This window comes from Streptomyces sp. NBC_00568 (assembly GCF_026341855.1).
In the GTDB taxonomy this organism is placed as follows: domain Bacteria; phylum Actinomycetota; class Actinomycetes; order Streptomycetales; family Streptomycetaceae; genus Streptomyces.
Genome location: NZ_JAPENW010000001.1, coordinates 3,862,355 through 3,884,540 on the forward strand (window position 1 = coordinate 3,862,355; position 22,186 = coordinate 3,884,540).

The following is a 22,186-nucleotide window of genomic DNA, read 5'->3' on the forward strand; positions in this document are numbered from 1 at the left end:
CTCCGTCCGGTCCTCCTGAGAGCCACTCGGTGAGCGGCCCGGCCGTTGACAGTGGCTTTGTGGCGGCGGAGACTCACGGGGGTTGATTGGTGAAAGAAATTTCACTGGGCGAACAGTGAGGGAGGTGGTGGCGATGCGTACCACCGTGGGGATCATCGGGGCCGGGCCGGCCGGGTTGCTGCTGGCCAGGCTGCTGCACCGCGCCGGGATCGAGTGCGTGGTCCTGGAGAGCCGGGACCGCGCGTACGTGGAGCAGCGGCAGCGGGCCGGGATCCTGGAGCAGGGGACCGTGGACGTGCTGCGGGCCGCCGGGGCCGGGGAGCGGATGGACCGGGAGGGGCTGCGGCACGACGGCATCGAGCTCCGGTACCGGGGAGAGCGGCACCGGATCGACTTCCCGGCGCTCACCGGCGGGCGCTCCGTGATGGTGTACGCGCAGACCGAGGTGTGCAAGGACCTCATCGCGTTGCAGCTCAAGGAGGGCGGGCCGCTGCTCTTCGGGGCCGAGGCGCTGGCCGTCGAGGGCGCCGAGGGGGACCGGCCCCGTGTGCGGTTCATGTACGAGGGGCGCGAGGACGTCCTGGAGTGCGACTACGTCGTCGGGTGCGACGGCTTCTGGGGCGTCGCCCGCAAGGCGGTGCCCGCCGGGCTCTCCCGCACCTTCGAGCGGTCGTACCCCTTCGGCTGGCTCGGCATCCTCGCCGACGTCCCGCCCTCGCACGACGAACTCGTCTACGCCCGCCACGACCGCGGCTTCGCCCTGCTCAGCATGCGGTCGCCCGTCGTCTCCCGCCTCTACCTCCAGGTGCCCGGGGGTACGGACGCCCAGGCGTGGAGCGACGAGGAGATCTGGGACGAGCTGGAGCGGCGCCTGGAGACGGCGGACGACTGGCGGCTGGCGCGGGGCGCGATCACCGCCAAGTCCGTCACGCCCATGCGGAGCCACGTCCACGAGCCGATGCGGCACGGCCGGCTCTTCCTCGCCGGGGACGCCGCCCACATCGTGCCGCCGACCGGCGCCAAGGGCCTCAACCTCGCCGTCGGCGACGTCGTCACCTTCGCCGGCGCCCTGATCCACCTCACGGACACCGGATCGGCCGAGCGGCTCGACGCCTATTCGGAGACCTGTCTGCGCCGGGTCTGGCAGGCCGAGCGGTTCTCGTACGACATGACGACCCTGCTGCACCGCGACCCCGCCGCGCCCCCCTTCGAGGACCGCGTCCAGCTGGCCCGCCTGGAGAGGATCGCGAGCTCGCGCGCGGCCGCGACGGACCTCGCGGAGGGGTACACGGGGTTTCCCCTCGGGGACCGGGAGTAGGACGACAGGAATAAGAAGGGATCAAGGCGGCTTGAGAGGGCACGAGAGCTCTCGGAAGCCGGTGTCACGGCTTCGTACCAGTGCGGGCGTACCTGGGGGCACGCGCGTACGGTGGCACAACAAGGGAAAGATCCTCCCCAAGCACTAGGGTCAATCCTTTGCCTACCTATTACTCTTGAGCCAAGGCCACGCAGGGTGGCCATGGAGGAGTGAAATGAGGAGCAGTAACCCGGTCTTCTCGCGACGGGGGTTCAGCCGCGACAACGGCTACGCGGGCTTCAACGCGGCGCCGCAGGCCGGGGGACCCGCTGTCGGCACGCAGGGGAACCCGTACGCCCAGGGCAACCCGTACGCCCAGCAGGGCGGCAACCCCTACGCGCAGAACCCGTACGCACAGCAGGACCTTCAGCACGGCGCTCCGCCGCAGGCCCCGGTCACCACCGGCCGTATGACGATGGACGACGTCGTCATGCGCTCGGCCATGACGCTCGGCACCGTCGTCGTCGGCGCCGTCCTGGCCTGGGCGCTGCTGCCGGTCTCGTCCACGAGCTACGGCCTGGCCATCGGCTCCGCGCTGGTCGCCTTCGTCCTCGCGATGGTGCAGTCCTTTAAGCGCACCGCCTCACCCGCGCTGATCCTCGGCTATGCCGCCTTCGAGGGCGTCTTCCTCGGGGTCATCAGCGAGATGTACAACTCGCAGTGGTCCGGCGCGCCCTTCCAGGCGGTGCTCGGCACCATGGCGGTCACCGGCGCGACCCTGCTCGTCTACAAGGCGGGCTGGATCCGGGTGACCGCGCGGTACGCGCGCATCGGCCTGACCATCGCCATCGCCTTCATCGTCGTCATGGCGGTGAACCTGCTGCTGGTCGCCTTCGGTGTCGCACCGGACGGCGGACTGCGCAGCAGCGGCCCGCTGGGCGCGATCGTCGGCATCCTGGCGATCCTGATCGGCGCGTTCTTCCTGACCCTGGACTTCAAGCAGATCCAGGACGGCATCGCCTACGGCGCGCCGAAGGAAGAGGCCTGGCTGGCCGCGTTCGGCCTGACCATGACCCTCGTCTGGATCTACGTCGAGATGCTGCGGCTGGTCGCCATCTTCAGCGGCGACGACTAGAGGCACCGGCGGCCGGACAGGCCGTCATGTGACCTGAAGGGCCCGCGAACCCACCGGTTCGCGGGCCCTTCGTCGTCGGGTGCCGGTCTCTCGGTGGTGCGCGCTCACAGCAGTTTGCGCGCGGCCCTCCTCAGGTCGTACTCGTGAATGATCGCCTTGGCGTGGCCGTACGCGAGATCGTGCTCGGCGCGGAGCCAGCTGACCTTTTCCTCGAAGCGGAAGAGGGCGGGTCCTTCGTCGACGGTGCGAAGCCAGTCGGAGATCTCACGACCGGTGCAATGAGGGATGCGGGCGAGCAGGTTGCGATGGGTCTCCTCGGAGAAGACTTGGGACATCGGCGCCTCCGAACGCAAAGGGGATGTAAGCCGGTCCTTCACGCCACCGTGCCTGAGGGTTGGGTCGTTGGCAACAGTCCCGCAGCTGCGCGTAGTCTCGCGGCGTGCTGGATACAACGCCGTTGACCCGTGCCGTGGACCACTTCGCCGACCGGTTGCGGGCCGCACCGCAGAGCCGTCTGCAACGAGGTGCCGCGGCTGAGGCACTAGGGCTGGCCAGGGACTTCGCGCTGCGCACCCAGCGGGTCGAGGACCCGTCCGGGGAGCCCCGGGAGATGCCCGACGCCGGGATGTTCGCCGCCGCCGATCAAATCACGGTCGCCGCGCACGACTTGGCGCTCGTACTGAAGAACGAGGAGGAACTGGCGGAAGCGGTCACGCTCGTGGCGGCGGCACAGAAACGCGCCGGGGTCTGATCCGTCGATCGACTCCGGCGCGGTCGCCCGGCCCCCAGGTGTGTCGGTCCGCCCCCTCGGCGGTTCGGGCCGCCGTTCCGGGGCGTGGGTCACGGCGACGTCGTGACGCCGTGGGTCACGGCGTCATCGTGACGCCGTGGGTCACAGCGACGCTATGACGCGGTCCGCCAGGATGTACACGTTCTCCTCGCCGAAGGCGAAGGTCAGGGCGTACGCGCCCGAGACACCGGAGCCGCCGAGCAGGACCGGGGTCTCACCGGCATCCAGAGCCGCGGCGAGCCGCTCCGCGGTCTCGCGGTGGCCCGGGGTCATGCACAGCGTCGTACCGTCGGCGAAGACGTAGACGTCGAGGGTGCCGAGCGGGCCGGGGCGGACGTCCGCCAGTTCCGTACAGGACTCGGCGAGCTCCTCCAGGCAGGCCACCGTGCGTTCGTGGTCGTTGACCACGGGTGACTGGACCGGGACGAAGTCCGGGTGCGAGGGGTGGCGGCGACGGGCCGCGGCGAGCTCGGGGGAGTCGCCGGCGGTGCCGGTCTGGAGGAACTCCTCGACCTCCGGCTCGGCGAGCGCCTCGGCCACCGGCTCCAGGTGCTCCAGGCCCACGAAGTCCGAGTGGCGCGGCAGGAACAGTTCGCTGTCCGGGAGCCCGAGCAGCGACGGCGCGTCGGAGGCGTCACGCGCCTCCTGGGCGGCCCAGAAGGCCCGCGCCTCGGCGAGCTCCCGCTCCCGCTCCTCGGCGAGCGCCTCGGTCACGGCCATGCGTATCTCATCCGCGTCGGCGGCTACGCGTGCCGCGGGCACGAAACCCCGCGCGTCACCGGCGCGGCTCTCGGCGAGTTCGCTGTGCAGAGCAGCGACCTGGCGTCGCAGACCCTGCAGGGTGCGCAGAACGGCGACGCCCACGGCCGCTGTGGCGGCGACGGCGAGCAGCAAAGCAATCGGCATGGCGCTCACTGACGTACTCCCGGTTCAAAGTCGGCCCCCGACTTCCTACATCAGCTTGAAGGGAGAACCATCAAACTGTCAGTGCGTAACGTCACGAATAGGACAGGACTTTGGGCCTGGGGTTTAGCTGCTCAACCACTCTGACCTGCTGGAATACCCTTTCGAAGGGACATAGGTCACATCTTGGGGTGGATTGGATCACAAATCGGCCCAGAGTCCCGGTGGTTACGGGCTTCTGGGCCGATTCGGTCACGGTGCGTTCAACTCCCGTTACGGGAGCGGGTCATCGTTCTCAGCTGAGGCGCTCGATGACCATCGCCATGCCCTGGCCGCCGCCGACGCACATGGTCTCCAGGCCGAACTGCTTGTCGTGGAACTGGAGGCTGTTGATGAGGGTGCCGGTGATGCGGGCGCCGGTCATGCCGAAGGGGTGGCCGACGGCGATGGCGCCGCCGTTCACGTTCAGCTTGTCCAGCGGGATGTTCAGGTCGCGGTAGCTCGGGATCACCTGGGCGGCGAAGGCCTCGTTGATCTCGAACAGGTCGATGTCGTCCACGGTGAGGCCGGCGCGGTGCAGCGCCTGCTTGCTGGCCTCCACCGGGCCGAGGCCCATGATCTCGGGGGAGAGGCCGGTGACACCGGTCGAGACGATGCGGGCGAGCGGGGTCAGGCCGAGCTCGCGGGCCTTCGTGTCGGACATGATCACGAGGGCGGCGGCGCCGTCGTTCAGCGGGCAGCAGTTGGCCGCGGTGACCATGCCGTCGGGGCGGAAGACCGGCTTGAGGCCCTGGACGCCCTCCAGCGTCACGCCCCCGCGCGGGCCGTCGTCCTTGCTGACGACCGTCCCGTCCGGGGTCGTGATCGGGGTGATCTCGCGCTCCCAGAAGCCGTTCTTGATGGCTTCCTCGGCGAGGTTCTGCGAGCGCACGCCGAACTCGTCCATGTCCTGGCGGGTGACGCCCTTGAGGCGGGCCAGGTTCTCGGCGGTCTGGCCCATCGCGATGTACGCGTCCGGGATCAGGCCGTCCTCACGCGGGTCGTGCCACGCCGAACCCTCCGACTGCGCGACCTCGAGCGTGCGGGCCTCGGCGTCGGCGAAGAGGGGGTTGTGGGTGTCGGGCATGCCGTCGGAGGTGCCCTTGATCGACCGCGACACCATCTCGACGCCCGCCGAGATGAAGACGTCGCCCTCGCCGGCCTTGATGGCGTGCAGGGCCATGCGGGAGGTCTGCAGGGAGGAGGAACAGTAACGGGTGATGGTGCAGCCCGGGAGGTGGTCCATCCCCATCTGCACGGCCACGATGCGGCCGAGGTTGTGGCCCTGCTCGCCGCCGGGGAGGCCGCAGCCGAGCATCAGGTCGTCGATGTCCCTCGGGTCCAGCTCGGGGACCTTGGCGAGGGCGGCCTGAATGATCGTGGCGGTCAGGTCGTCGGGGCGCACGTCCTTCAGGGAGCCCTTGAAGGCGCGGCCGATCGGGGAGCGGGTGGCTGAGACGATCACGGCTTCGGGCATCACGGCTCCATTGGCGTACGGGAAGTGTGCAGGGCTGGTTGGGAAGTTACCCGTACGTACCGTCGAGGTCACCGGTCTGGGTGTGTGACACCGGCCGCACTTTTCTAAGCGCTTGCTTTTTGCTGGCGGGGGCGCCTTTTGGGGTGGGCCCGTTGCGCGGGGGCGGGCCGAGGGGTTGGCCCCCTCTGTGCTGGGCCCTACTGGGGCTCTGCCCCAGACCCCGCTCCTCAAGCGCCGGAGGGGCTGATTTTTCCCCGGCCGGGATGAGGAACCTCAGGGCCCCCGGACCCCAGGGGGCTGGACTTTTGGCGCCGGCCGGGGTGGGAGACCCAGGGGCGCGGGGAACTGCGCGACCAGCCCCCACGCACCCGCAGCCGGGGACGCGCTCCTGGTGACGCCCCCGGAACCCGTGGGTCCGGCCCCGGGAGGCTGGATTTCCGGTCCCGGCCGGGGTGAGGTGCCCAGGGGCGCGGGGAACTGCGCGACCAGCCCCACGCACCCGCAGCCGGGGACGCGCTCCTGGTGACGCCCCCGGAACCCGTGGGTCCGGCCCCGGAGGCTGGACTCTTGGTGCCGGCCGGGGTGGGAGACCCAGGGGCGCGGGGAACTGCGCGACCAGCCCCCATGCACCCGCACCCGGGAACGCGGCCCGGAGCCCTTCCCCCGGGGAGTCAGGGGGACGGGGCCGGGGCCGGGTCTGTGGCGGGGAGGCGGCGGCGTCGGCGGCGTTTGAGGAGGGCCCAGGGGCCGCGAGGGCCCGTGGGCATGGCGGCGGCCACCTCGGTGCCGGGCTCGGACGCGGCCTCGGCGGCCGCCCGGGCGACGGGCAGGAACCCCTCGTGGCGCGAGACGTCCGGACGCTCCTCCTCCGCCGGCCAGAGGCCAAGCGCCGCACAGACCGTGGGCAGCAGAGCCATGGCCGCCGTGGCGTACCCCTCCGCCGAGGGGTGGTAGTGGTCGGGACCGAAGAGCTCGCGCGGGTTCGCCGCGAACTCCGGGCCCAGCAGGTCGCCCAGCGACACCGTACGGCCCCCCTGCTCGACCGTTCCGATCGTCTGGGCGGCGGCCAGCTGACGGGACGCGCGCCGGGCCAGCCAGCGCAGCGGCTGCTGGACCTGCTCGACCGTGCCCAGGTCGGGACAGGTGCCGACGACGACCTCCGCACCGGCCGTGCGCAGCCGGCGTACGGCCGCGGACAGGTGACGTACGGAGCGCGTCGGCGGCATCCGGTGCGTGACGTCGTTCGCCCCGATCATGATCACGCAGATGTCGGGCAGCCGGGCGGTGTCGGTGACGGTGAGCGCGACCTGGCGGTCCAGGTCGTCCGACTGGGCGCCGGGCAGCGCCACATTGCACAGCTCCACCGGCCGCTCGGCCACCGCCGCGAGCCCGGAGGCCAGCAGCGCGCCCGGTGTCTGGCGGGCCCGGCGCACCCCCTGGCCCGCGGCCGTGGAGTCGCCGAGCATCGTCAGGCGCAGCGGGGGTTCGTCAGGGGAGGCACCGGCGTAGTCGTACCCGTAGAGACCGTCCGCGCGCGGGGCGTAGGGAGCGTGCCCGTTGCCCACATGCCGTTTCACCATCTGCACCTCGGCCAGCACCAGGCCGACGGCCGCCGCACCCACCAGCCCGACCCCGCCACCGCCGTACGCCGCTCCCGCAGCGATCCGCCGGGCCACCCTCGCCCTCGACAAGCTCGACATCCGTCGCCGCCACCTCCTTGTAGCCGTACAACCACTGCTTGCCCCGAAGGGCGGGTCGGCCAATCTCAACGGCGCGTGAACGGCTGCGCAGGGCCGTAGGCTGACGGGACCATTCCTGTTGAAAACGCAGCTCCGGAGACAACGGTGCAATTCCACGACTCGATGATCAGTCTCGTCGGCAACACCCCGCTGGTGAGGCTCAACAACGTGACCGCGGGCATCCAGGCGACCGTCCTGGCAAAGGTCGAGTACTTCAACCCCGGCGGATCCGTGAAGGACCGCATCGCCCTGCGCATGATCGAGGCCGCGGAGGAGAGCGGCGCCCTCAAGCCCGGCGGCACGATCGTCGAGCCGACCAGTGGGAACACCGGTGTGGGGCTCGCCATCGTGGCGCAGCAGAAGGGGTACAAGTGCATCTTCGTGTGCCCCGACAAGGTCTCCACCGACAAGATCAACGTGCTGCGCGCGTACGGGGCCGAGGTCGTGGTCTGCCCCACCGCCGTCGACCCGGAGCACCCGGACTCGTACTACAACGTCTCCGACCGGCTGGTGCGGGAGACCCCGGGAGCCTGGAAGCCCGACCAGTACTCCAACCCCAACAACCCCCTCTCGCACTATCACTCGACCGGCCCCGAGCTGTGGGAGCAGACGGAGGGGAAGATCACCCACTTCGTCGCGGGTGTGGGCACCGGCGGCACGATCTCCGGTACCGGCCGGTATCTGAAGGACGCCAGTGACGGCAAGGTGCAGGTCGTCGGCGCCGACCCCGAGGGGTCCGTGTACTCCGGCGGTTCCGGCCGGCCCTACCTGGTCGAGGGCGTCGGCGAGGACTTCTGGCCGACCGCGTACGACCGTACGGTCGCGGACGAGATCGTCGCCGTGTCCGACAAGGACTCCTTCCAGATGACGCGCCGGCTGGCCAAGGAGGAGGGGCTGCTCGTCGGCGGCTCCTGCGGCATGGCCGTGGTCGCCGCGCTGCGCGTCGCCGAGCGTCTGGGCCCCGACGACGTCGTCGTGGTGCTGCTCCCCGACAGCGGGCGCGGCTACCTCAGCAAGATCTTCAACGACGAGTGGATGGCCGACTACGGCTTCCTGGAGGACACCGGCCCGAGCGCCCGCGTCGCCGACGTGCTGAACGACAAGGCGGGCGGCTCCATCCCCTCGCTCGTCCACATGCACCCGGAGGAGACCGTCGGCGAGGCCATCGAGGTGCTGCGCGAGTACGGCGTCTCGCAGATGCCGATCGTCAAGCCGGGCGCCGGTCACCCGGACGTGATGGCCGCCGAGGTCATCGGGTCGGTCGTTGAGCGGGAGCTCCTCGACGCGCTGTTCACCAAGCGGGCCTCGCTGGAGGACCCGCTGGAGAAGCACATGTCGTCACCGCTGCCCCAGGTCGGTTCCGGTGAGCCGGTCGGCGACCTGATGTCCGTGCTCGGTGGCGCCGACGCCGCGATCGTGCTCGTCGAGGGCAAGCCCACCGGTGTCGTCAGCCGGCAGGACCTGTTGTCCTTCCTGGCCAAGGGCGGCACCAGGGCGTAGCCGGGGTGCCGCGGGTGCCGCCAGGGGGCGGCGCCCGACGGGGCCCGGGGGCGCACGGGTGACGGCCGGGGGTGGCGCCGGGCGCACAACATTCGGTCGTCCGCGCCTGCGACAGGATATTTGTTCGAACTGTCGGATCCGTGGTGGATCTTCCGGCTCGGTCCGGGGTGAACTTCGCGGAAGTGGTACGAGCGCGTCACGTCCGCGCAGCACCCGCTTAACACGGGTCCGGCACATTGGTGGGTGTCGGCAGGGCGGGAGCGGCTCCCCGCCCCGGCCGACGCCAAAACGGCGCCAAGGACCTCCGGAGCGGCTCCCGGACCTCCATGGACGCCTAGGACGCGCAAGCCCGGTCCTGACCCGGCCCGCGTCCCTCGCGGGGACCGCCGTCGTCCCGCCCCCCGGTAACGGGGGTGCGGCGGTCCCCGCGCAACACGTCGGAGGGCCCGGCACTTGTCTCAAGTGCCGGGCCCTTTCGTGCGTCCCGAGTGAGTGCCGGGCCCTGTCGTGCGTCCCGCGCCGTCGTCCCGTTCCGGCGTCCCGCGCGGCGCACGTCCTTCGTGCGGACGGCGCTTCGCGGCGCCCGTTCGCCCGTGACGTCCATTACGGCGGCCGCTAGTCCTCCCAGTCCGACTCCGGCCGGGTCTTACGGCGGCCGAAGAAGCTCGGGGAGAGGCGCGCGGCCTGGACCACGTTCACCCCGACGATGCCGACCCAGGCGACGAGCAGCCCGGGCAGGTGCGCGACTCCGCCGCCGATCGCGGACAGCGGGATCGCGAGGACGAGCGAGACGATCCCGAAGCCGAAACGCTCGCCCCAGGAGTCGGACGACTGGGGTGACCGCGCGCCGCGCGCCACCACCATCTGCTGTTCGGCGAGCTGGCGCCGCACCCGGCGGTCGACCGCGCCGTCGAGACGCTGCTCGACCTTCTCCAGGAACGAGTCGACCAGCGCGGACTCGTACTCGTCGCCGAGCTCCCTGCGCGCGTGCAAGGTGGCGTCGAGTTCCTTCTTCAGTTCGGCGTCGCCGTGGCGGGCTTCCATACCGGTCATGCCGTTCACATTAGGCAGCGGCGGCCTCCGGGGCACTGGGGATAGCCCCCCTCTTGCGGCTGGGCCGAGCCCCCGGGCGGGTGCCGGAGGATGTCCCTTGCCCGCCCTGCATACCGTCATGCAGAGTTGTCGGTGCGTGAATAGATGGTCGATGGCCGGCCTCGATCGCCGGGACCTGTGGCCACCGGGCAAGATCCCGTGTCCGGCCTGAGGAGTCCGGACGGAGGAGCCGGACGGAGAAGGGTGTGCGAGTGGTGTCGTCTCGGAGCGTGGACACGTCGCGTGCGATGACGCCTCCGGCGCACCTCGCGCTCGTGGTCCTGGACGGCCGCAGCACCGGTGTCGACGACGTCGTACGGCTCGCCGACGGTGCCGCGCGGCCGGTTCCCGGCACCGATGCGATGAAGCGGGTCGAGGACGCCTGGTGCGCCGCCCGGCAGATCGCCGCCACCGGCCGTGTCTACGGCCGCTCCACCGGCGTCGGCGCGAACCGCAGCGAGGACGTGCCGTCCGAGGCGGCCGCCGACCACGGCCTGCGCCTGCTGCGCAGCCACGCCGGCGCCATCGGGGAGGAACTGTCCGCCCGCCAGGTCCGCGCGATGCTCGCCGTCCGCGCGAACCAGCTCCTAGCGGGCGGCGCCGGACTGCGGCCCACCGTCGTGACGGCGCTGTGCGAGGCGCTGGAGAACGGCGCGTACCCGGTCGTCAACGAGTTCGGCTCGGTCGGCACCGGGGACATCGCCGCACTGGCCCAGGTGGGCCTGGCCCTCGCGGGGGAGCACCCCTGGCGGGGTCCGGACGGTTCGGTGTCCGGTGGAGCGGGGGTGAACGGGTCGGTGACGGAGGGACGGCCGGCGGAGGAGGAGCCCCGTCAGGGCGCGGACGGCCCGGCATCCGGTGGGGCAGGGGTCAGGGCGCCGCGGGCGGGGGAGCGGTCCCGGCGGCTCGCGGAGGGTCCGGCGGCGCCGGGTGCGCGGTCCGGTGGGTGGGCGGCCCCGGAGGCGCAGCCGCTCGACAACAACGACGCGCTCGCGCTCATCAGCAGCAACGCGCTCACCCTCGGGCAGGCCGCGCTCGCGCTGCACGAACTGCGCGGGCTGATCGGCGCCACACAGGTCGTCGCCGCCCTGTCGCTGCTGGCCGTCGACGGGTCCCACGAGGCGTACGCGGCGCCCGTGCACGCGGCCCGGCCGCACCGGGGCTCCGTCGAAGCGGCGCGCCGGATGCGGGAGTTGATCGGGGCCGCGGACCGGCCCACGCCACCGCTCGGGCGGATCCAGGACCCGTACGGCTTCCGCTGCCTCCCGCAGATTCACGGCCCCGCGCACGACGCGGCGGACGCGCTGGAGGCGGTCCTCGCGGTGGAGATCAACGCCGCCGCCGAGAACCCGCTCATCTCCCCCGAGGACATGGCCGCGTACCACCACGGCGGCTTCTACCAGGCCCAACTCGCCCTCGCCCTGGACCACTTCAGACTCGCCGTCACCCAGGTGGCGCGCCTGTCCACCTCCCGCCTGTCCACCCTCAACGAACCCGCCTACACACGGCTGCGCCCGTTCCTCGCCGACCACGAGCCGGCGTCCTCCGGCGTGATGATCCTGGAGTACGCCGCCGGTGCCGCACTCGGTGACCTGCGGGCCTTCTCCGCGCCCGCGTCGCTCGGCCACGCTGTACTCTCCCGGGGCGTCGAGGAACAGGCGAGCTTCGCCTCGCTCGCCGCACGCCAGACGCTGCGGGCGTGCGGTGCGTACCGTCTCGTCGTCGGCTGCGAACTGGTCGCCGCGGTACGGGCGCTGCGCCAGCGTGATCTGCGGCCCGACCCGGAGCTGCCGGCCGGGCGGGCACTGGAACTGGCCGAGGCGGTGCTCGACGCGGAGCAGGCCGACCGGCCACTCACGGACGACGTGACGGCGGCCGCCGCACTGCTCGACCGGTTCACGGACATCTGGAGGGGGAGCACGTCATGAGCGCGGGCACAGACAGGAACGCGGGCGGAAGCGCGGACGTGGACAGCACCGCGAACAGGGACGGGAACAGGGACGTGAACGTGAACGGGGACGCGAACGGGGACGCGAACGGGGACGTGAACGGTGACGCCGCCGTGGGGAGTGGCGCGACGGTGAGCGACAGCCCCGCCGGGCGTCTCCAGGCCCTCTTCGAAGGGCGCCGGCTCACCCCGACCCAGCGGCGCATCGCGCACAGCATGGTGCGGCGCGCCGCCGACGTGCCGTTCCTGTCCAGCGTCGAACTCGCCGAGCTCGCCGGAGTCAGCCAGCCCTCCGTCACCCGCTTCGCGGTCGCCCTCGGCTTCGACGGCTACCCGGCGCTGCGCAAGCACCTGCGCGAGGTCGCGCCCGCCGAACCGGCCACCGACACCACCTCGTACAACGAGTACCAGCAGGCCGTCGAGGCCGAGATCGAGAACCTCCGTCACCTGGCCGAGGTGCTCGCCGATCCGCGCCCGGTCGCGAGGGCGGGGCGTCTGCTGGCCGCGTCCCGTCCGCTGCCCGTCCTCGGACTGCGCGCCGCCGCCTCCCAGGCCTACGGCTTCGCCTACTTCGCCGCCAAGGTCCACCCCGACGTACGGCTGCTGCACGAGGGCGGCACGATGCTCCAGGACCGCGTCGACGCGGCCGTCCGGGCCGGGGCCACCGCCCTGCTGTGCTTCGCGCTGCCCCGGCATCCGCGCGAGGTCGTCGACGCCCTCGGCTACGCGAAGGAGGCCGGGCTGACCGTCGTCACGGTCGCCGACTCGGCGTTCGCGCCGGTGGCGAAGGTGTCCGACCTGCTGCTCCCCGCCGCCGTCGGCACCGGTCTCGCCTTCGACACGGCCTGCGCGCCGATGCTGCTGGGCCGCGTCCTGCTGGAGGCCATGTGCGACGACCTGCCGGACGCGCAGGCGCGGCTGGAGCAGTTCGACGCGCGGGCCGCGGTGCGGGGACTGTTCGTGGAGTAGGCGGGACGCGGGCCGCCGCGCGGGACTGTCCGAGGAGCGGGTGCCGGGTGCGGACTTCGGCGTTTCTCAGACTCGTCTCACCTTCCGCGGCTAGCCTGCGCGCCCAGAGACACACGGGCGCGGCGGCGGTCGGCGACGGGCCCGTGGACGCGAAGGCGCTGAGACGGGAGGCAGATCGTGGCGCGCGGAGGACAGGGCTTGGCCCGCATGGCCGTCGTGGTGAGGGCCGGAGCCGCACCGCTGTGGTGGTGCGGGGTGGTGGCCGCCGGAATCGGGGTTCTGGTCCCCGGACTGACCGGGCGCAGGATCGGCGTCCTGGCGGGCGCCGCGCTGTTCATCGTCGCGGCGGCCGTGGTGGCGTACGGGCGCAGGAAGCGATACGCCGCCCTGGTCCGCTCCGCCGACCACGCCGGTAAGCACGATGTGCTCCAGGACCGTGCCGTGACGCTTCGCAACTGGCGCCGGGGCCACCGCTGGTGGCTCCTCCTCGCGTTCGCGGCCGCGCTGGGCAGCTCGTTCGCCGTGCCCGCCGCGGGCGGCATGCTGCTAGCCGGCGCGGGCGTCGGACTGTGGCTGAAGGCCCGTCGGCTCGGGCGGCTCGAACATGCCGAGCAGGCGCTGATCTGGGTGCGCGTCGACTGGCTGGGCCCGCGTGCCGGTGCCCCCGTGGGCAAGCCGGTCCGGGCCGTCCGGGCCACCGGAGTGGCAGCGGGCGACGCCGCGCCCGGTGGGGCGCGGCGTCGCTGACCGGGCCGGAACTAAACCTCCAGGTCGGCCTCGATCCTCTTCAGTTGGTGTCGGGCCATCGCCAGGTTGGCGCGCTTCTGGTCGAGCACCAGGTACAGGAACAGGCCGTTTCCGCCACGCCCCTTGATCAGCCGGATCAGGTGGTACTGGTCGGAGAGCGTGATCAGGATGTCCTCGATGTCGCCCTTCAGCCCCAGGTGCTCCATGGTCCGGAGTTTGGCCCGGACGACGTCGGTGTTGCCGGCGGCCGCGACGGTGAGGTCGAATCCCTTGCTGCCACCGATCGTGCCCAGCGCCATTCCGCTGGTGTAGTCGACGAGGGCGGCTCCGGTCGCGCCCTCGATGGACGCCAGTGCCTCTTTGAGCGCGGTCTCGGTGTTCGTCATGGTGCGTTGCTCCTTCAACTCTCGGATGTTCTCGGGTGGTTGGTGGCAGGGGTAGAGGTGGTGCGCGCGGCGGCGGTGCCCCGCGCGGTGCGAGTGCGTGAAGTACCCGACGTGGTTTTCGCGGGTGTCTTGGGCGGCTCGGCGACCGGCTCGCCGCGTGCCGTGGCGGCGTCGACGAGCTCGCCGATCCGGGTGCTGGAACGCCGCCCCTCCAGGTGCAGCCGGCCGACATTGACACGGTCCTGGGCCAGCAGCGTCAGGACGGCGGAGCCGCCTGCCGCGTAGGTCGCCACGTAGCCGTGCACGCCGCGTACCAGCAGCTCACGCAGGTCGCCGTGCCCGGTGGACTCGGCCATGCGGATGGCGACCCCCAGGGCGGCCGCGGTGAGCGCGGCCAGGCCGTCCGGCTCCACACCGGGCGTGTCGTGGGCGAGGACGAGACCGTCGGCGCTGGCCGCGAGCGCTCCGGTCAGCTGGGGCACACGGGCCCTCAACCGATGGAGTTCGTCGAGGACTTCGGGCTCCGCCGCCATCAGCAGTCTCCTCTCGGCACGCTGTCGTAGCGCGCGGATCACAAGGCCTCCCGCGGGTTGGGACTCACAAGGCCTCCAGCGCGTCTCTGAGTCGTCGCAGCAACGCGACGTCGGGATCGGCGGAGGTCTGGGTGAGCACGCTGGGAGGGGGAAGCGGCTGCGGCGCGGGCGCGGCCGTCACGAGCCCGGCGGCGGCGAGTCGGCGCAGGTCGACGAGCGTGTGGAAGGCGGGCCGCCCCAGCGCGAGGGAGACGTCCGCCGCCGTGCGAACGCCGTCCACCCGGCCGAGGACGGCCTCCTGGCGCTGCGGCACCGTCGGCCCCGCGGTGAGCGAGGCACGCCGCAGCGGTGCGGTGTCGGTCGCGGGGTCGGGCCATATGCGGTGCAGCAGTTCGCGCCGGCGCACCGTCTCGCGCTCCAGCGCGGCCACCGTCACGGGGCGGAGGGGGCCGAACCAGTGCGCGGCGCCGTACCGGAAGCGGGTCGGGGTGCTGCTCGGTCCGAGGACGAAGTACGCCGCGTCGTACAGCGAGCCGAGGTGGCACAGCTCGAGCGCGCCCTCCGCTATCCGCCCGCTGTCGATCAGGAACCGGCCGACCCGGCGGCGTGCTCCGGCCGCGGCGACCGCCTCCCGCCACACCTCGGCGTCCAGCACCCCGCGGACGGAGAACAGGACGTCGAGTCCGGGCGTGGCCGGGCTCTCGGCGTGCACCACCTCGCCGTCGGCGAGGTAGAGGGTGCCGCGCTCGCGGATGAGGACGCCGGTGGCCCGCTCGTCGGCGAGCCGGCTGAGCATCGGAGAGGCGCCGGCGGCTGCGCTCGGCGCCCTGTCCCGGACCGGGAGCCGGGGCGGGGGAGGTGTTCTGACCGTCGTCATACGAGCACCAGCCGTCCGGCCATCTCGCCGAGCCGGATGCGTGCCAGGGCGAGATTGCCGTCCGAGCGGCCCAGCCACAGGTGCAGGAACACGCTGCTGTCGAAGGTGGTCCGGACGAACCGCAGGACGTGATAGCTGTCGCGGTTGCTGATGATCAAGTCCTCGATGGGGGTCTCCTGGTCGGACCACTCGGACCAGTCGGAGCCGTCCTTCGGGGCGAACGAGCGGTTCTCCGCGGCGAGCCGGGCCAGCTCGGCGGCCTCCGCCGCGGTCGTCTCGTGGTCGTCGCCCGGTGCGTCACCGACCGTGCCCAGGGCCAGGCCGCTGGTCCAGTCGACCACCGAGGCACCCCGCGCACCGGGCAGTGTCATGGCTTCCAGTAGGCACTCGTCGATTCCGGGCACCGTGTCTCCCCTCCCGCCAAGGGTTCGGCCGAGTGACGCCGAAGTTACGCACTGTGTGCGCGGGAGGGGAGTGATCGGGCATTTTCCTGTGGAACATGCCCCTGATGGCTAAGGTGGGTCAACTGACCACATTTTCCGGCGTGCGGAATCCACCGGTGGCCGATTCGTGCTGCCCCGGGGTGCGCGGCAGGGGCGCCGACAAGTGCGCTGGGGCGCACGCGGCATTCGGATGCGCCCCAGGCCCCCGGGCGGGCCTCCTGCCCGTCCCCGGAGCGCCGGCGGTGGCTACAGCGCGGTGAGCGACGGCCCGTGTGCGCCGCCCGACTCCGCGACGATCTCGTCGAGCGTCTGCGGCTCCCGTACGACCGCGAAACGCACGCCGGCCGCGCCGTCACCGGCCGGTGCGAAGCCGTAGATGCCGGGCCGGGCGAGGGAGTTGTACGCGTAGTGGTGGGCGAAGTAGTACGCGCCGGTGTCCAGCGCGGCCACGTGGTCGCCCTGTTCGAGCAGCGGCAGCGCGCGGCCCTTCGCGAGCAGGTCGCCCGCGAAGCAGGCGGGGCCCGCGACGTCCTGGACGACGTCCGGCCCGGTCCTGGGGCGGCCCTTCGCGTCGTACGCGGCGATCCGCAGCGGCCAGGCCTCCGGCGCGTACACCGTGCGGGCCGCCACCTGCACCCCCGCGTGGGTGACCGCGACCGCCCGGCCCCCGGCGGACTTCGCGTACTCGACCCGCGCCAGTACCGTCCCGTGCTTGGCGAGCAGTGACCGCCCGAACTCGGTGACCAGTCCGTACCGCCCGTCGAACAGTCCCGGCACCACCTCCGAGAGCAGCCGCGCGTACTGCGCGTACGTCGGGGCCGTCGCGTCGGAGCCGAAGTCGACCGGCAGTCCGCCGCCGATGTCGATCGTGTCGACCTGCCGCCGCCCGGCCTGCCGGTTGATCTCCTCCGCCAGCGCGTACGTCTCCGCCACGCCCTGTGCCATGAGGGAGAGGGGCATGCCCTGCGAGCCCGAGTGCGCGTGCAGCCGGGTCAGCCAGGGGCGGTCGGCGTACGCCCGCACGATCCACGCGCGGGCCCCCTCGTCCCGTAGCGCGACCCCGAACTTGGAGGTCGCCGTGGCCGTCGACAGTGCCTCGATCGAACCCCCGCCGACCTGCGGGTTCACCCGGAGCCCGATGGGGGAGCTGGTGACCGCCGAGCGCACCATGGCGTCGATGCGGTCCAGCTCCTGCGGATTGTCCGCGTTGACCGCGATGCCCAGCGCCAGCGCCTCGCGCAGTTCGCCGGGCGTCTTGGCGGGCGAGTCGAGCACGGTCAGGGCGGGCGGTATCCCGGCCGCCCGGGCCAGCGCGAGTTCTCCGGGGCTCGCCACCTCCGCGCCGATGCCCTGCTCGCGCAGCAGCCGCAGTACGGGCACCAGGGGTGTCGCCTTCACCGCGAAGGCGTGCAGCACGGGAGTGCCGGGAGCGGTCACCGCGTCGAAGGCTCCGCGCAGCGCGGCGGCCGAGGCCCGGATGCCGGGGACGTCGAGGAGCGCGACGATGGGGTGATCCGGGGTGAGGAGGCCCTGCTCCACGGCGGCACGCACGGCGTCGTCCCGCCGGGAGACCCGCTCGGAGTCCGGCTCGCCCCCGCTCGCGTCCACCACCCGGCCCCCGCCTGCCGTCCGGCCCCTGCCCGCTGTCCCGCCGCCGTCCGCCGTGGCCCCGGCCCCGTCCGTCGTCCCGCCGCCGCTCGCCGTCGTCCCGGCCCCGTCCGTCGTCCCGCCGCCGCCCACCGTGGTCTCGCCCCCGTCCGTCGTCCCGCCCCCGTTCGCCGTCGTCCCGTCCCCATGTGCCGTCGAGTCGCCCGAAGGCCTCCCCGAAGCCCCTGCCGAAGACATCGCAGCCCCGCTCGCCCCGTCGCCCGCCGGATCCCCTGCCCTGTCCATGTCTGCGCCCATGCATCCCAGCCAAACATCCGTGAGGAGCGCGCGCGGGCCCGTGCATCTATTGACTAGCTCTATTCAAAGAGTCAGGATGTGAATATCTGAAGCAACAGTCCGCTAGGAGGCAGACCATGTCAGGACCCCGCCCCGTCCGAGCGCCGCGCGGTACGGAACTGAGCGCCCTGGGATGGCAGCAGGAAGCCGCCCTTCGGATGCTGCAGAACAACCTCGACCCCGAGGTCGCCGAGCACCCCGACAAGCTCGTCGTCTACGGCGGCACCGGCAAGGCCGCCCGCGACTGGCGCTCCTTCGACGCCATGGTCCGCACGCTGCGCACGCTCAAGCAGGACGAGACGATGCTCGTCCAGTCCGGCCGCCCCGTCGGTGTCATGCAGACCCACGAGTGGGCCCCGCGCGTCCTCATCGCCAACTCCAACCTGGTCGGCGACTGGGCCAACTGGGAGGAGTTCCGGCGCCTGGAGCAGCTCGGCCTCACCATGTACGGCCAGATGACCGCCGGTTCCTGGATCTACATCGGCACCCAGGGCATCCTCCAGGGCACCTACGAGACCTTCTCCGCCGTCGCCGCCAAGAAGTTCGGCGGCACGCTCGCCGGGACGATCACGCTGACCGCCGGCCTCGGCGGCATGGGCGGCGCCCAGCCGCTCGCCGTGACGATGAACGACGGCGTCGCGATCTGCATCGACGTCGACCCGCGTGCCATCGAGCGCAGGATCGAGCACCGCTACCTGGACGTGCGGGCCGACTCCCTGGAGCACGCCCTCCAGCTCGCCGTCGAGGCCCGCGACCAGCGCAAGCCGCTCTCCATCGGCCTGCTCGGAAACGCCGCCGAGCTGCTGCCCCGCATGCTCGCCGAGGGCGCCCCCATCGACATCGTGACCGACCAGACCTCGGCCCACGACCCGCTCGCCTACCTCCCCGTCGGCATCGACTTCGACGACATGGCCGACGCGGCCGCCAAGGACCCGGCGGGCTTCACCACCCGCGCCCGGGAGTCCATGGCCAAGCACGTCGAGGCCATGGTCGGCTTCATGGACGCCGGCGCCGAGGTCTTCGACTACGGCAACTCCATCCGCGGAGAGGCCCAGCTCGCCGGGTACGACCGCGCCTTCGCCTTCCCCGGCTTCGTCCCCGCCTACATCCGCCCGCTCTTCTCCGAGGGCAAGGGCCCCTTCCGCTGGGCGGCCCTGTCCGGCGAGGCCTCCGACATCCACAAGACGGACAAGGCGATCCTCGACCTCTTCCCGGAGAACGAGTCCCTGCACCGCTGGATCAAGCTGGCCGGCGAGCGCGTCCACTTCCAGGGTCTGCCCGCCCGTATCTGCTGGCTCGGCTACGGCGAGCGCGACAAGGCCGGCGAGCGCTTCAACGACATGGTGGCCTCCGGTGAACTCGCCGCCCCCCTCGCCATCGGCCGCGACCACCTCGACTGCGGCTCCGTCGCCTCCCCGTACCGCGAGACCGAGGCCATGCTCGACGGCTCCGACGCGATCGCCGACTGGCCGCTGCTGAACGCCATGGTGAACGTCGCCTCCGGCGCCTCCTGGGTCTCCATCCACCACGGCGGCGGCGTCGGCATGGGCCGCTCCATCCACGCGGGCCAGGTCTCCGTCGCCGACGGCACCAAGCTCGCCGGCGAGAAGATCCGCCGCGTCCTGACGAACGACCCCGGCATGGGCGTCATCCGTCACGTCGACGCCGGCTACGACATCGCCGAGTCCGTCGCGGACGAGCGCGGTGTGCGCATCCCGATGCGCGAAGGTGACGACGCGTGACTTTCCACAGCATGTGGGCGGAGCTGCTGCCGATCGGCCGCAGCTCCGCCTCCGGCGGCTACCGCCGGTTCGCCTGGAGCGGCGCCGACACCGAGTGCCGCGCCTGGTTCCGGCAGCAGGCCGAGTCCCGCGGGCTCACCTACGAGCTCGACCGCAACGGCAACCAGTGGGCCTGGCTCGGCGACCCCGCCGCCGGGGACGCCGTGGTCACCGGATCGCACCTGGACTCCGTGCCCGACGGCGGCGCCTTCGACGGCCCCCTCGGCGTCGTCTCCTCCTTCGCCGCGCTCGACGAACTCCGCGCCCGTGGCCTGCGGTTCACCAAGCCCCTCGCCATCGTCAACTTCGGGGACGAGGAGGGAGCCCGGTTCGGGCTGGCCTGCGTCGGCTCCCGGCTGGCCGCCGGGCAGCTCACCGTCGAGCAGGCGCACCGGCTGACCGACGCCGACGGCATCACCCTGCCGCAGGCCATGGAGCGCGCCGGGTACGACCCCGGCACCATCGGCCCCGACCCCGAGCGGCTCGGCCGGATCGGCGCCTTCGTCGAACTGCACGTCGAGCAGGGCCGCGCCCTCGACATCGGCGGCGACCAGGTCGGCATCGCCAGCGCCATCTGGCCGCACGGCCGCTGGCGCTTCGACTTCCGGGGCGAGGCCAACCACGCGGGCACGACCCGGCTCGTGGACCGTCACGACCCGATGCTGCCGTACGCCGAGACCGTCCTCGCCGCCCGCCGCGAGGCCCGGCTCGCGGGCGCCGTCGCCACCTTCGGCAAGATCGCGGTCGAGCCGAACGGCGTGAACGCCATCCCCTCCCTCGTCCGCGGCTGGCTCGACTCCCGCGCCGCCGACCAGGCGACCCTCGACACGGTCGTCACCGGCGTCGAGAAGGCGGCCCGCGAGTACGCGGACGCCCAGGGCGTCGAACTCGACGTGATCCGCGAGTCGTTCACCCCCGTCGTCGAGTTCGAGCACGCCCTGCGCGACGAACTCGCCCGCATCCTGGGCAAGGAACGGGACGCCGTGCTGAGCGTCCCCGTTCTCGGGACGGGCGCCGGACACGACGCCGGAATCCTCTCCGGCACCGTCCCGACCGCCATGCTGTTCGTACGCAACCCCACGGGTGTCTCGCACTCCCCGGCCGAGTTCGCCGCCGAGGACGACTGCGTGGCCGGGGTGACCGCACTCGCCGACGTACTCGAAGGGCTGGCCTGCAGGTGACGCAGACGTACTGGCTGGAACACGCCTGGCTCGACACCCATGTCGAGCCGGGCGTCGCCGTGACCGTGTCGACCGGCGGCTCCGGAGCCGGGACGGACGGCCGCGTCACCGATGTCCGCACGGGCGTCGACACCCCGCCGCCGGGCGCCGAGATCCTCCGCGGACTCACCCTCCCGGGCCTCGCCAACGCCCACTCGCACGCCTTCCACCGCGCCCTGCGCGGCACCGTCCAGGTCGGCTCCGGCACCTTCTGGACCTGGCGCGAGATCATGTATTCCTTCGCCGACCGGCTGACCCCGGAGACCTACCACGCGCTCGCCCGCGCGGTGTACGCGGAGATGGCGCTCGCCGGAGTCACCGCCGTCGGCGAGTTCCACTACGTGCACCACGCCCACGACGGCACCCCGTACGCCGACCCCAACGCCATGGGCGAGGCACTCATCGCCGCCGCCGCCGAGGCCGGCATCCGCATCACCCTGCTCGACACGGCCTACCTCTCCGCCGGCTTCGGGCAGCCGCCCAACCCGCACCAGCGGCGCTTCTCCGACGGCACCGCCGACGCCTGGGCGGAACGCTCTTCACTTCTCAAGGACCGGGATCACGCACGGATCGGCGCGGCGATCCACTCCGTACGGGCCGTGCCCGCCGGACAGCTCGCCACCGTGGCACGCTGGGCCGAGGAGCGGCGCGCCCCGCTCCATGTGCACCTGTCCGAGCAGACGGCGGAGAACGAGGCCTGTCAGGCCACCCACGGCCGCACGCCCACCCGCCTGCTCGCCGACCACGGCGTCCTCGGACCGCGCACCACCGGCGTCCACAACACGCACCTCACCGACGAGGACATCGCCCTGATCGGCGGCTCCGGCACCGGCACCTGCATGTGCCCGACCACCGAACGCGACCTCGCCGACGGCATCGGCCCCGCCGTCGCCCTTCAGCGCGCGGGCTCATCCCTCTCGCTCGGCTCCGACAGCCACGCCGTCATCGACCTGCTCGAAGAGGCCCGCGCGATGGAGCTGAACGAGCGGCTGCGCACCCGCACCCGCGGTCACTGGACGGCCGCCTCCCTGCTGCGCGCCGCCTCCGCCGACGGTCACGCGGCCCTCGGCTGGGACGACGCGGGCAGCATCGAGACGGGCGCGCTCGCCGACTTCACGACGATCGCCCTCGACTCGGTCAGAACAGCGGGACCGGTGCCACGCCTCGGCGCCGAGACGGCCGTATTCGCGGCCACGGCCGCCGATGTCCGGCACACGGTCGTGGCGGGCCGGCATGTCGTACGCGACGGCGCGCACACCCTCGTACCGAATGTGCCGGCAGCTCTCGCGGACGCCGTCGAGGCCCTGCGCGCCTGACAACCGCACGCGGGTGAGGCCCCGCGCGCCCGACGCCCCCCACCAGCAGT

The 22,186-nt window shown here is 72.4% G+C and carries 20 protein-coding genes; 10 read left to right on the top strand and 10 right to left on the bottom strand.

Translation table 11 applies throughout. From position 1 onward, the window contains the following. Positions 1-133: 133 nt before the first annotated feature. Together OOK38_RS16900 and OOK38_RS16905 are read left to right on the top strand one after the other, a co-directional pair. A complete protein-coding gene (locus OOK38_RS16900; RefSeq protein ID WP_266759549.1) occupies positions 134-1,318 on the top strand; it encodes a 4-hydroxybenzoate 3-monooxygenase in 1,185 nt (394 codons plus the stop codon). Positions 1,319-1,532: 214 nt separating this feature from the next. Next, complete coding sequence (locus OOK38_RS16905) at positions 1,533-2,432, top strand: Bax inhibitor-1/YccA family protein (RefSeq protein WP_266759547.1); 900 nt, start codon at positions 1,533-1,535, stop codon at positions 2,430-2,432. A gap of 104 nt (positions 2,433-2,536) precedes the next feature. Here OOK38_RS16905 and OOK38_RS16910 read toward each other — a convergent pair whose 3' ends face one another. Then, positions 2,537-2,767: a DUF4287 domain-containing protein gene (locus OOK38_RS16910; protein WP_103550712.1), complete on the bottom strand. Its 231-nt coding sequence runs from the start codon at positions 2,765-2,767 to the stop codon at positions 2,537-2,539. Between the two features lie 104 nt (positions 2,768-2,871). On the opposite strand from OOK38_RS16910, the gene OOK38_RS16915 reads away from it, so the two are divergent. Then, complete coding sequence (locus OOK38_RS16915) at positions 2,872-3,183, top strand: hypothetical protein (RefSeq protein ID WP_266759545.1); 312 nt, start codon at positions 2,872-2,874, stop codon at positions 3,181-3,183. 141 nt (positions 3,184-3,324) lie between these two features. On the opposite strand, the gene OOK38_RS16920 is transcribed toward OOK38_RS16915, so the two are convergent. The 3 genes from OOK38_RS16920 to OOK38_RS16930 form a co-directional block, all read right to left on the bottom strand. Further along, entirely contained in the window at positions 3,325-4,128 is an 804-nt protein-coding gene (locus OOK38_RS16920; protein WP_266759543.1) for a hypothetical protein, read from the bottom strand. 292 nt (positions 4,129-4,420) lie between these two features. Further along, entirely contained in the window at positions 4,421-5,641 is a 1,221-nt protein-coding gene (locus tag OOK38_RS16925; protein ID WP_266759541.1) for an acetyl-CoA C-acetyltransferase, read from the bottom strand. Positions 5,642-6,312: 671 nt separating this feature from the next. Next, the gene (locus OOK38_RS16930) at positions 6,313-7,341 is read right to left on the bottom strand and encodes an SGNH/GDSL hydrolase family protein (protein ID WP_266759539.1); all 1,029 of its coding nucleotides are present in this window, start codon (positions 7,339-7,341) and stop codon (positions 6,313-6,315) included. Positions 7,342-7,485: 144 nt separating this feature from the next. Here OOK38_RS16930 and OOK38_RS16935 point away from each other — a divergent pair, with 144 nt between their 5' ends. Next, positions 7,486-8,880, top strand: coding sequence for a cystathionine beta-synthase (locus OOK38_RS16935; RefSeq protein WP_266759537.1), 1,395 nt, complete (start codon positions 7,486-7,488; stop codon positions 8,878-8,880). Between the two features lie 615 nt (positions 8,881-9,495). On the opposite strand, the gene OOK38_RS16940 is transcribed toward OOK38_RS16935, so the two are convergent. Next, the gene (locus OOK38_RS16940) at positions 9,496-9,924 is read right to left on the bottom strand and encodes a hypothetical protein (protein ID WP_266765720.1); all 429 of its coding nucleotides are present in this window, start codon (positions 9,922-9,924) and stop codon (positions 9,496-9,498) included. Between the two features lie 296 nt (positions 9,925-10,220). Here OOK38_RS16940 and OOK38_RS16945 point away from each other — a divergent pair, with 296 nt between their 5' ends. From OOK38_RS16945 to OOK38_RS16955, 3 genes are all read left to right on the top strand, one after another. Continuing rightward, positions 10,221-11,900 (top strand): aromatic amino acid ammonia-lyase, encoded by a 1,680-nt coding sequence (locus OOK38_RS16945; protein ID WP_266765719.1) that lies wholly within the window; start codon positions 10,221-10,223, stop codon positions 11,898-11,900. Beyond that, positions 11,897-12,889: a MurR/RpiR family transcriptional regulator gene (locus OOK38_RS16950; RefSeq protein ID WP_266759535.1), complete on the top strand. Its 993-nt coding sequence runs from the start codon at positions 11,897-11,899 to the stop codon at positions 12,887-12,889. The genes OOK38_RS16945 and OOK38_RS16950 overlap by 4 nt, the downstream gene beginning before the upstream one ends. Positions 12,890-13,096: 207 nt before the next feature. Then, positions 13,097-13,636 carry a hypothetical protein gene (locus OOK38_RS16955; protein WP_266765718.1) on the top strand — a complete coding sequence of 180 codons (540 nt, stop codon included), beginning with the start codon at positions 13,097-13,099 and terminating at the stop codon, positions 13,634-13,636. Between the two features lie 11 nt (positions 13,637-13,647). Here OOK38_RS16955 and OOK38_RS16960 read toward each other — a convergent pair whose 3' ends face one another. From OOK38_RS16960 to OOK38_RS16980, 5 genes are all read right to left on the bottom strand, one after another. Beyond that, complete coding sequence (locus tag OOK38_RS16960; protein ID WP_266759533.1) at positions 13,648-14,022, bottom strand: hypothetical protein; 375 nt, start codon at positions 14,020-14,022, stop codon at positions 13,648-13,650. A 14-nt stretch (positions 14,023-14,036) separates the two neighbouring features. Beyond that, positions 14,037-14,555: a roadblock/LC7 domain-containing protein gene (locus OOK38_RS16965; RefSeq protein WP_266759531.1), complete on the bottom strand. Its 519-nt coding sequence runs from the start codon at positions 14,553-14,555 to the stop codon at positions 14,037-14,039. A 64-nt stretch (positions 14,556-14,619) separates the two neighbouring features. Further along, positions 14,620-15,432 (bottom strand): transcriptional regulator, encoded by an 813-nt coding sequence (locus OOK38_RS16970; protein WP_266759529.1) that lies wholly within the window; start codon positions 15,430-15,432, stop codon positions 14,620-14,622. Continuing rightward, positions 15,429-15,836: a hypothetical protein gene (locus OOK38_RS16975; RefSeq protein WP_261704018.1), complete on the bottom strand. Its 408-nt coding sequence runs from the start codon at positions 15,834-15,836 to the stop codon at positions 15,429-15,431. Before OOK38_RS16975 ends, OOK38_RS16970 begins: the two co-directional genes overlap by 4 nt. 285 nt (positions 15,837-16,121) lie before the next feature. Then, on the bottom strand, positions 16,122-17,720 hold the full coding sequence (locus OOK38_RS16980) for a diaminopimelate decarboxylase (RefSeq protein WP_266759526.1): 1,599 nt from the start codon (positions 17,718-17,720) through the stop codon (positions 16,122-16,124). Positions 17,721-17,896: 176 nt separating this feature from the next. Here OOK38_RS16980 and hutU point away from each other — a divergent pair, with 176 nt between their 5' ends. From hutU to OOK38_RS16995, 3 genes are read left to right on the top strand one after another with little or no spacing between them, the layout of a single operon-like run. Next, positions 17,897-19,561 (top strand): urocanate hydratase, encoded by a 1,665-nt coding sequence (gene hutU / locus OOK38_RS16985; protein ID WP_323178807.1) that lies wholly within the window; start codon positions 17,897-17,899, stop codon positions 19,559-19,561. Next, entirely contained in the window at positions 19,558-20,781 is a 1,224-nt protein-coding gene (locus OOK38_RS16990; RefSeq protein WP_266759524.1) for an allantoate amidohydrolase, read from the top strand. Before hutU ends, OOK38_RS16990 begins: the two co-directional genes overlap by 4 nt. Next, complete coding sequence (locus OOK38_RS16995) at positions 20,778-22,136, top strand: formimidoylglutamate deiminase (protein WP_266759522.1); 1,359 nt, start codon at positions 20,778-20,780, stop codon at positions 22,134-22,136. Before OOK38_RS16990 ends, OOK38_RS16995 begins: the two co-directional genes overlap by 4 nt. The last annotated feature ends 50 nt before the right edge of the window (positions 22,137-22,186 follow it).

What these genes read in the sequence shown, in the direction of transcription:
- OOK38_RS16900 (WP_266759549.1), top strand. Translation starts at nt 134, where the DNA reads ATGCGTACCACCGTGGGGATCATCGGGGCCGGGCCGGCCGGGTTGCTG.
- OOK38_RS16905 (WP_266759547.1), top strand. Translation starts at nt 1,533, where the DNA reads ATGAGGAGCAGTAACCCGGTCTTCTCGCGACGGGGGTTCAGCCGCGAC.
- OOK38_RS16910 (WP_103550712.1), bottom strand. Translation starts at nt 2,767, where the DNA reads ATGTCCCAAGTCTTCTCCGAGGAGACCCATCGCAACCTGCTCGCCCGC.
- OOK38_RS16920 (WP_266759543.1), bottom strand. Translation starts at nt 4,128, where the DNA reads ATGCCGATTGCTTTGCTGCTCGCCGTCGCCGCCACAGCGGCCGTGGGC.
- OOK38_RS16925 (WP_266759541.1), bottom strand. Translation starts at nt 5,641, where the DNA reads ATGCCCGAAGCCGTGATCGTCTCAGCCACCCGCTCCCCGATCGGCCGC.
- OOK38_RS16930 (WP_266759539.1), bottom strand. Translation starts at nt 7,341, where the DNA reads ATGTCGAGCTTGTCGAGGGCGAGGGTGGCCCGGCGGATCGCTGCGGGA.
- OOK38_RS16940 (WP_266765720.1), bottom strand. Translation starts at nt 9,924, where the DNA reads ATGGAAGCCCGCCACGGCGACGCCGAACTGAAGAAGGAACTCGACGCC.
- OOK38_RS16945 (WP_266765719.1), top strand. Translation starts at nt 10,221, where the DNA reads ATGACGCCTCCGGCGCACCTCGCGCTCGTGGTCCTGGACGGCCGCAGC.
- OOK38_RS16950 (WP_266759535.1), top strand. Translation starts at nt 11,897, where the DNA reads ATGAGCGCGGGCACAGACAGGAACGCGGGCGGAAGCGCGGACGTGGAC.
- OOK38_RS16955 (WP_266765718.1), top strand. Translation starts at nt 13,097, where the DNA reads ATGGCCGTCGTGGTGAGGGCCGGAGCCGCACCGCTGTGGTGGTGCGGG.
- OOK38_RS16960 (WP_266759533.1), bottom strand. Translation starts at nt 14,022, where the DNA reads ATGACGAACACCGAGACCGCGCTCAAAGAGGCACTGGCGTCCATCGAG.
- OOK38_RS16965 (WP_266759531.1), bottom strand. Translation starts at nt 14,555, where the DNA reads ATGGCGGCGGAGCCCGAAGTCCTCGACGAACTCCATCGGTTGAGGGCC.
- OOK38_RS16970 (WP_266759529.1), bottom strand. Translation starts at nt 15,432, where the DNA reads ATGACGACGGTCAGAACACCTCCCCCGCCCCGGCTCCCGGTCCGGGAC.
- OOK38_RS16980 (WP_266759526.1), bottom strand. Translation starts at nt 17,720, where the DNA reads ATGTCTTCGGCAGGGGCTTCGGGGAGGCCTTCGGGCGACTCGACGGCA.
- hutU (WP_323178807.1), top strand. Translation starts at nt 17,897, where the DNA reads ATGTCAGGACCCCGCCCCGTCCGAGCGCCGCGCGGTACGGAACTGAGC.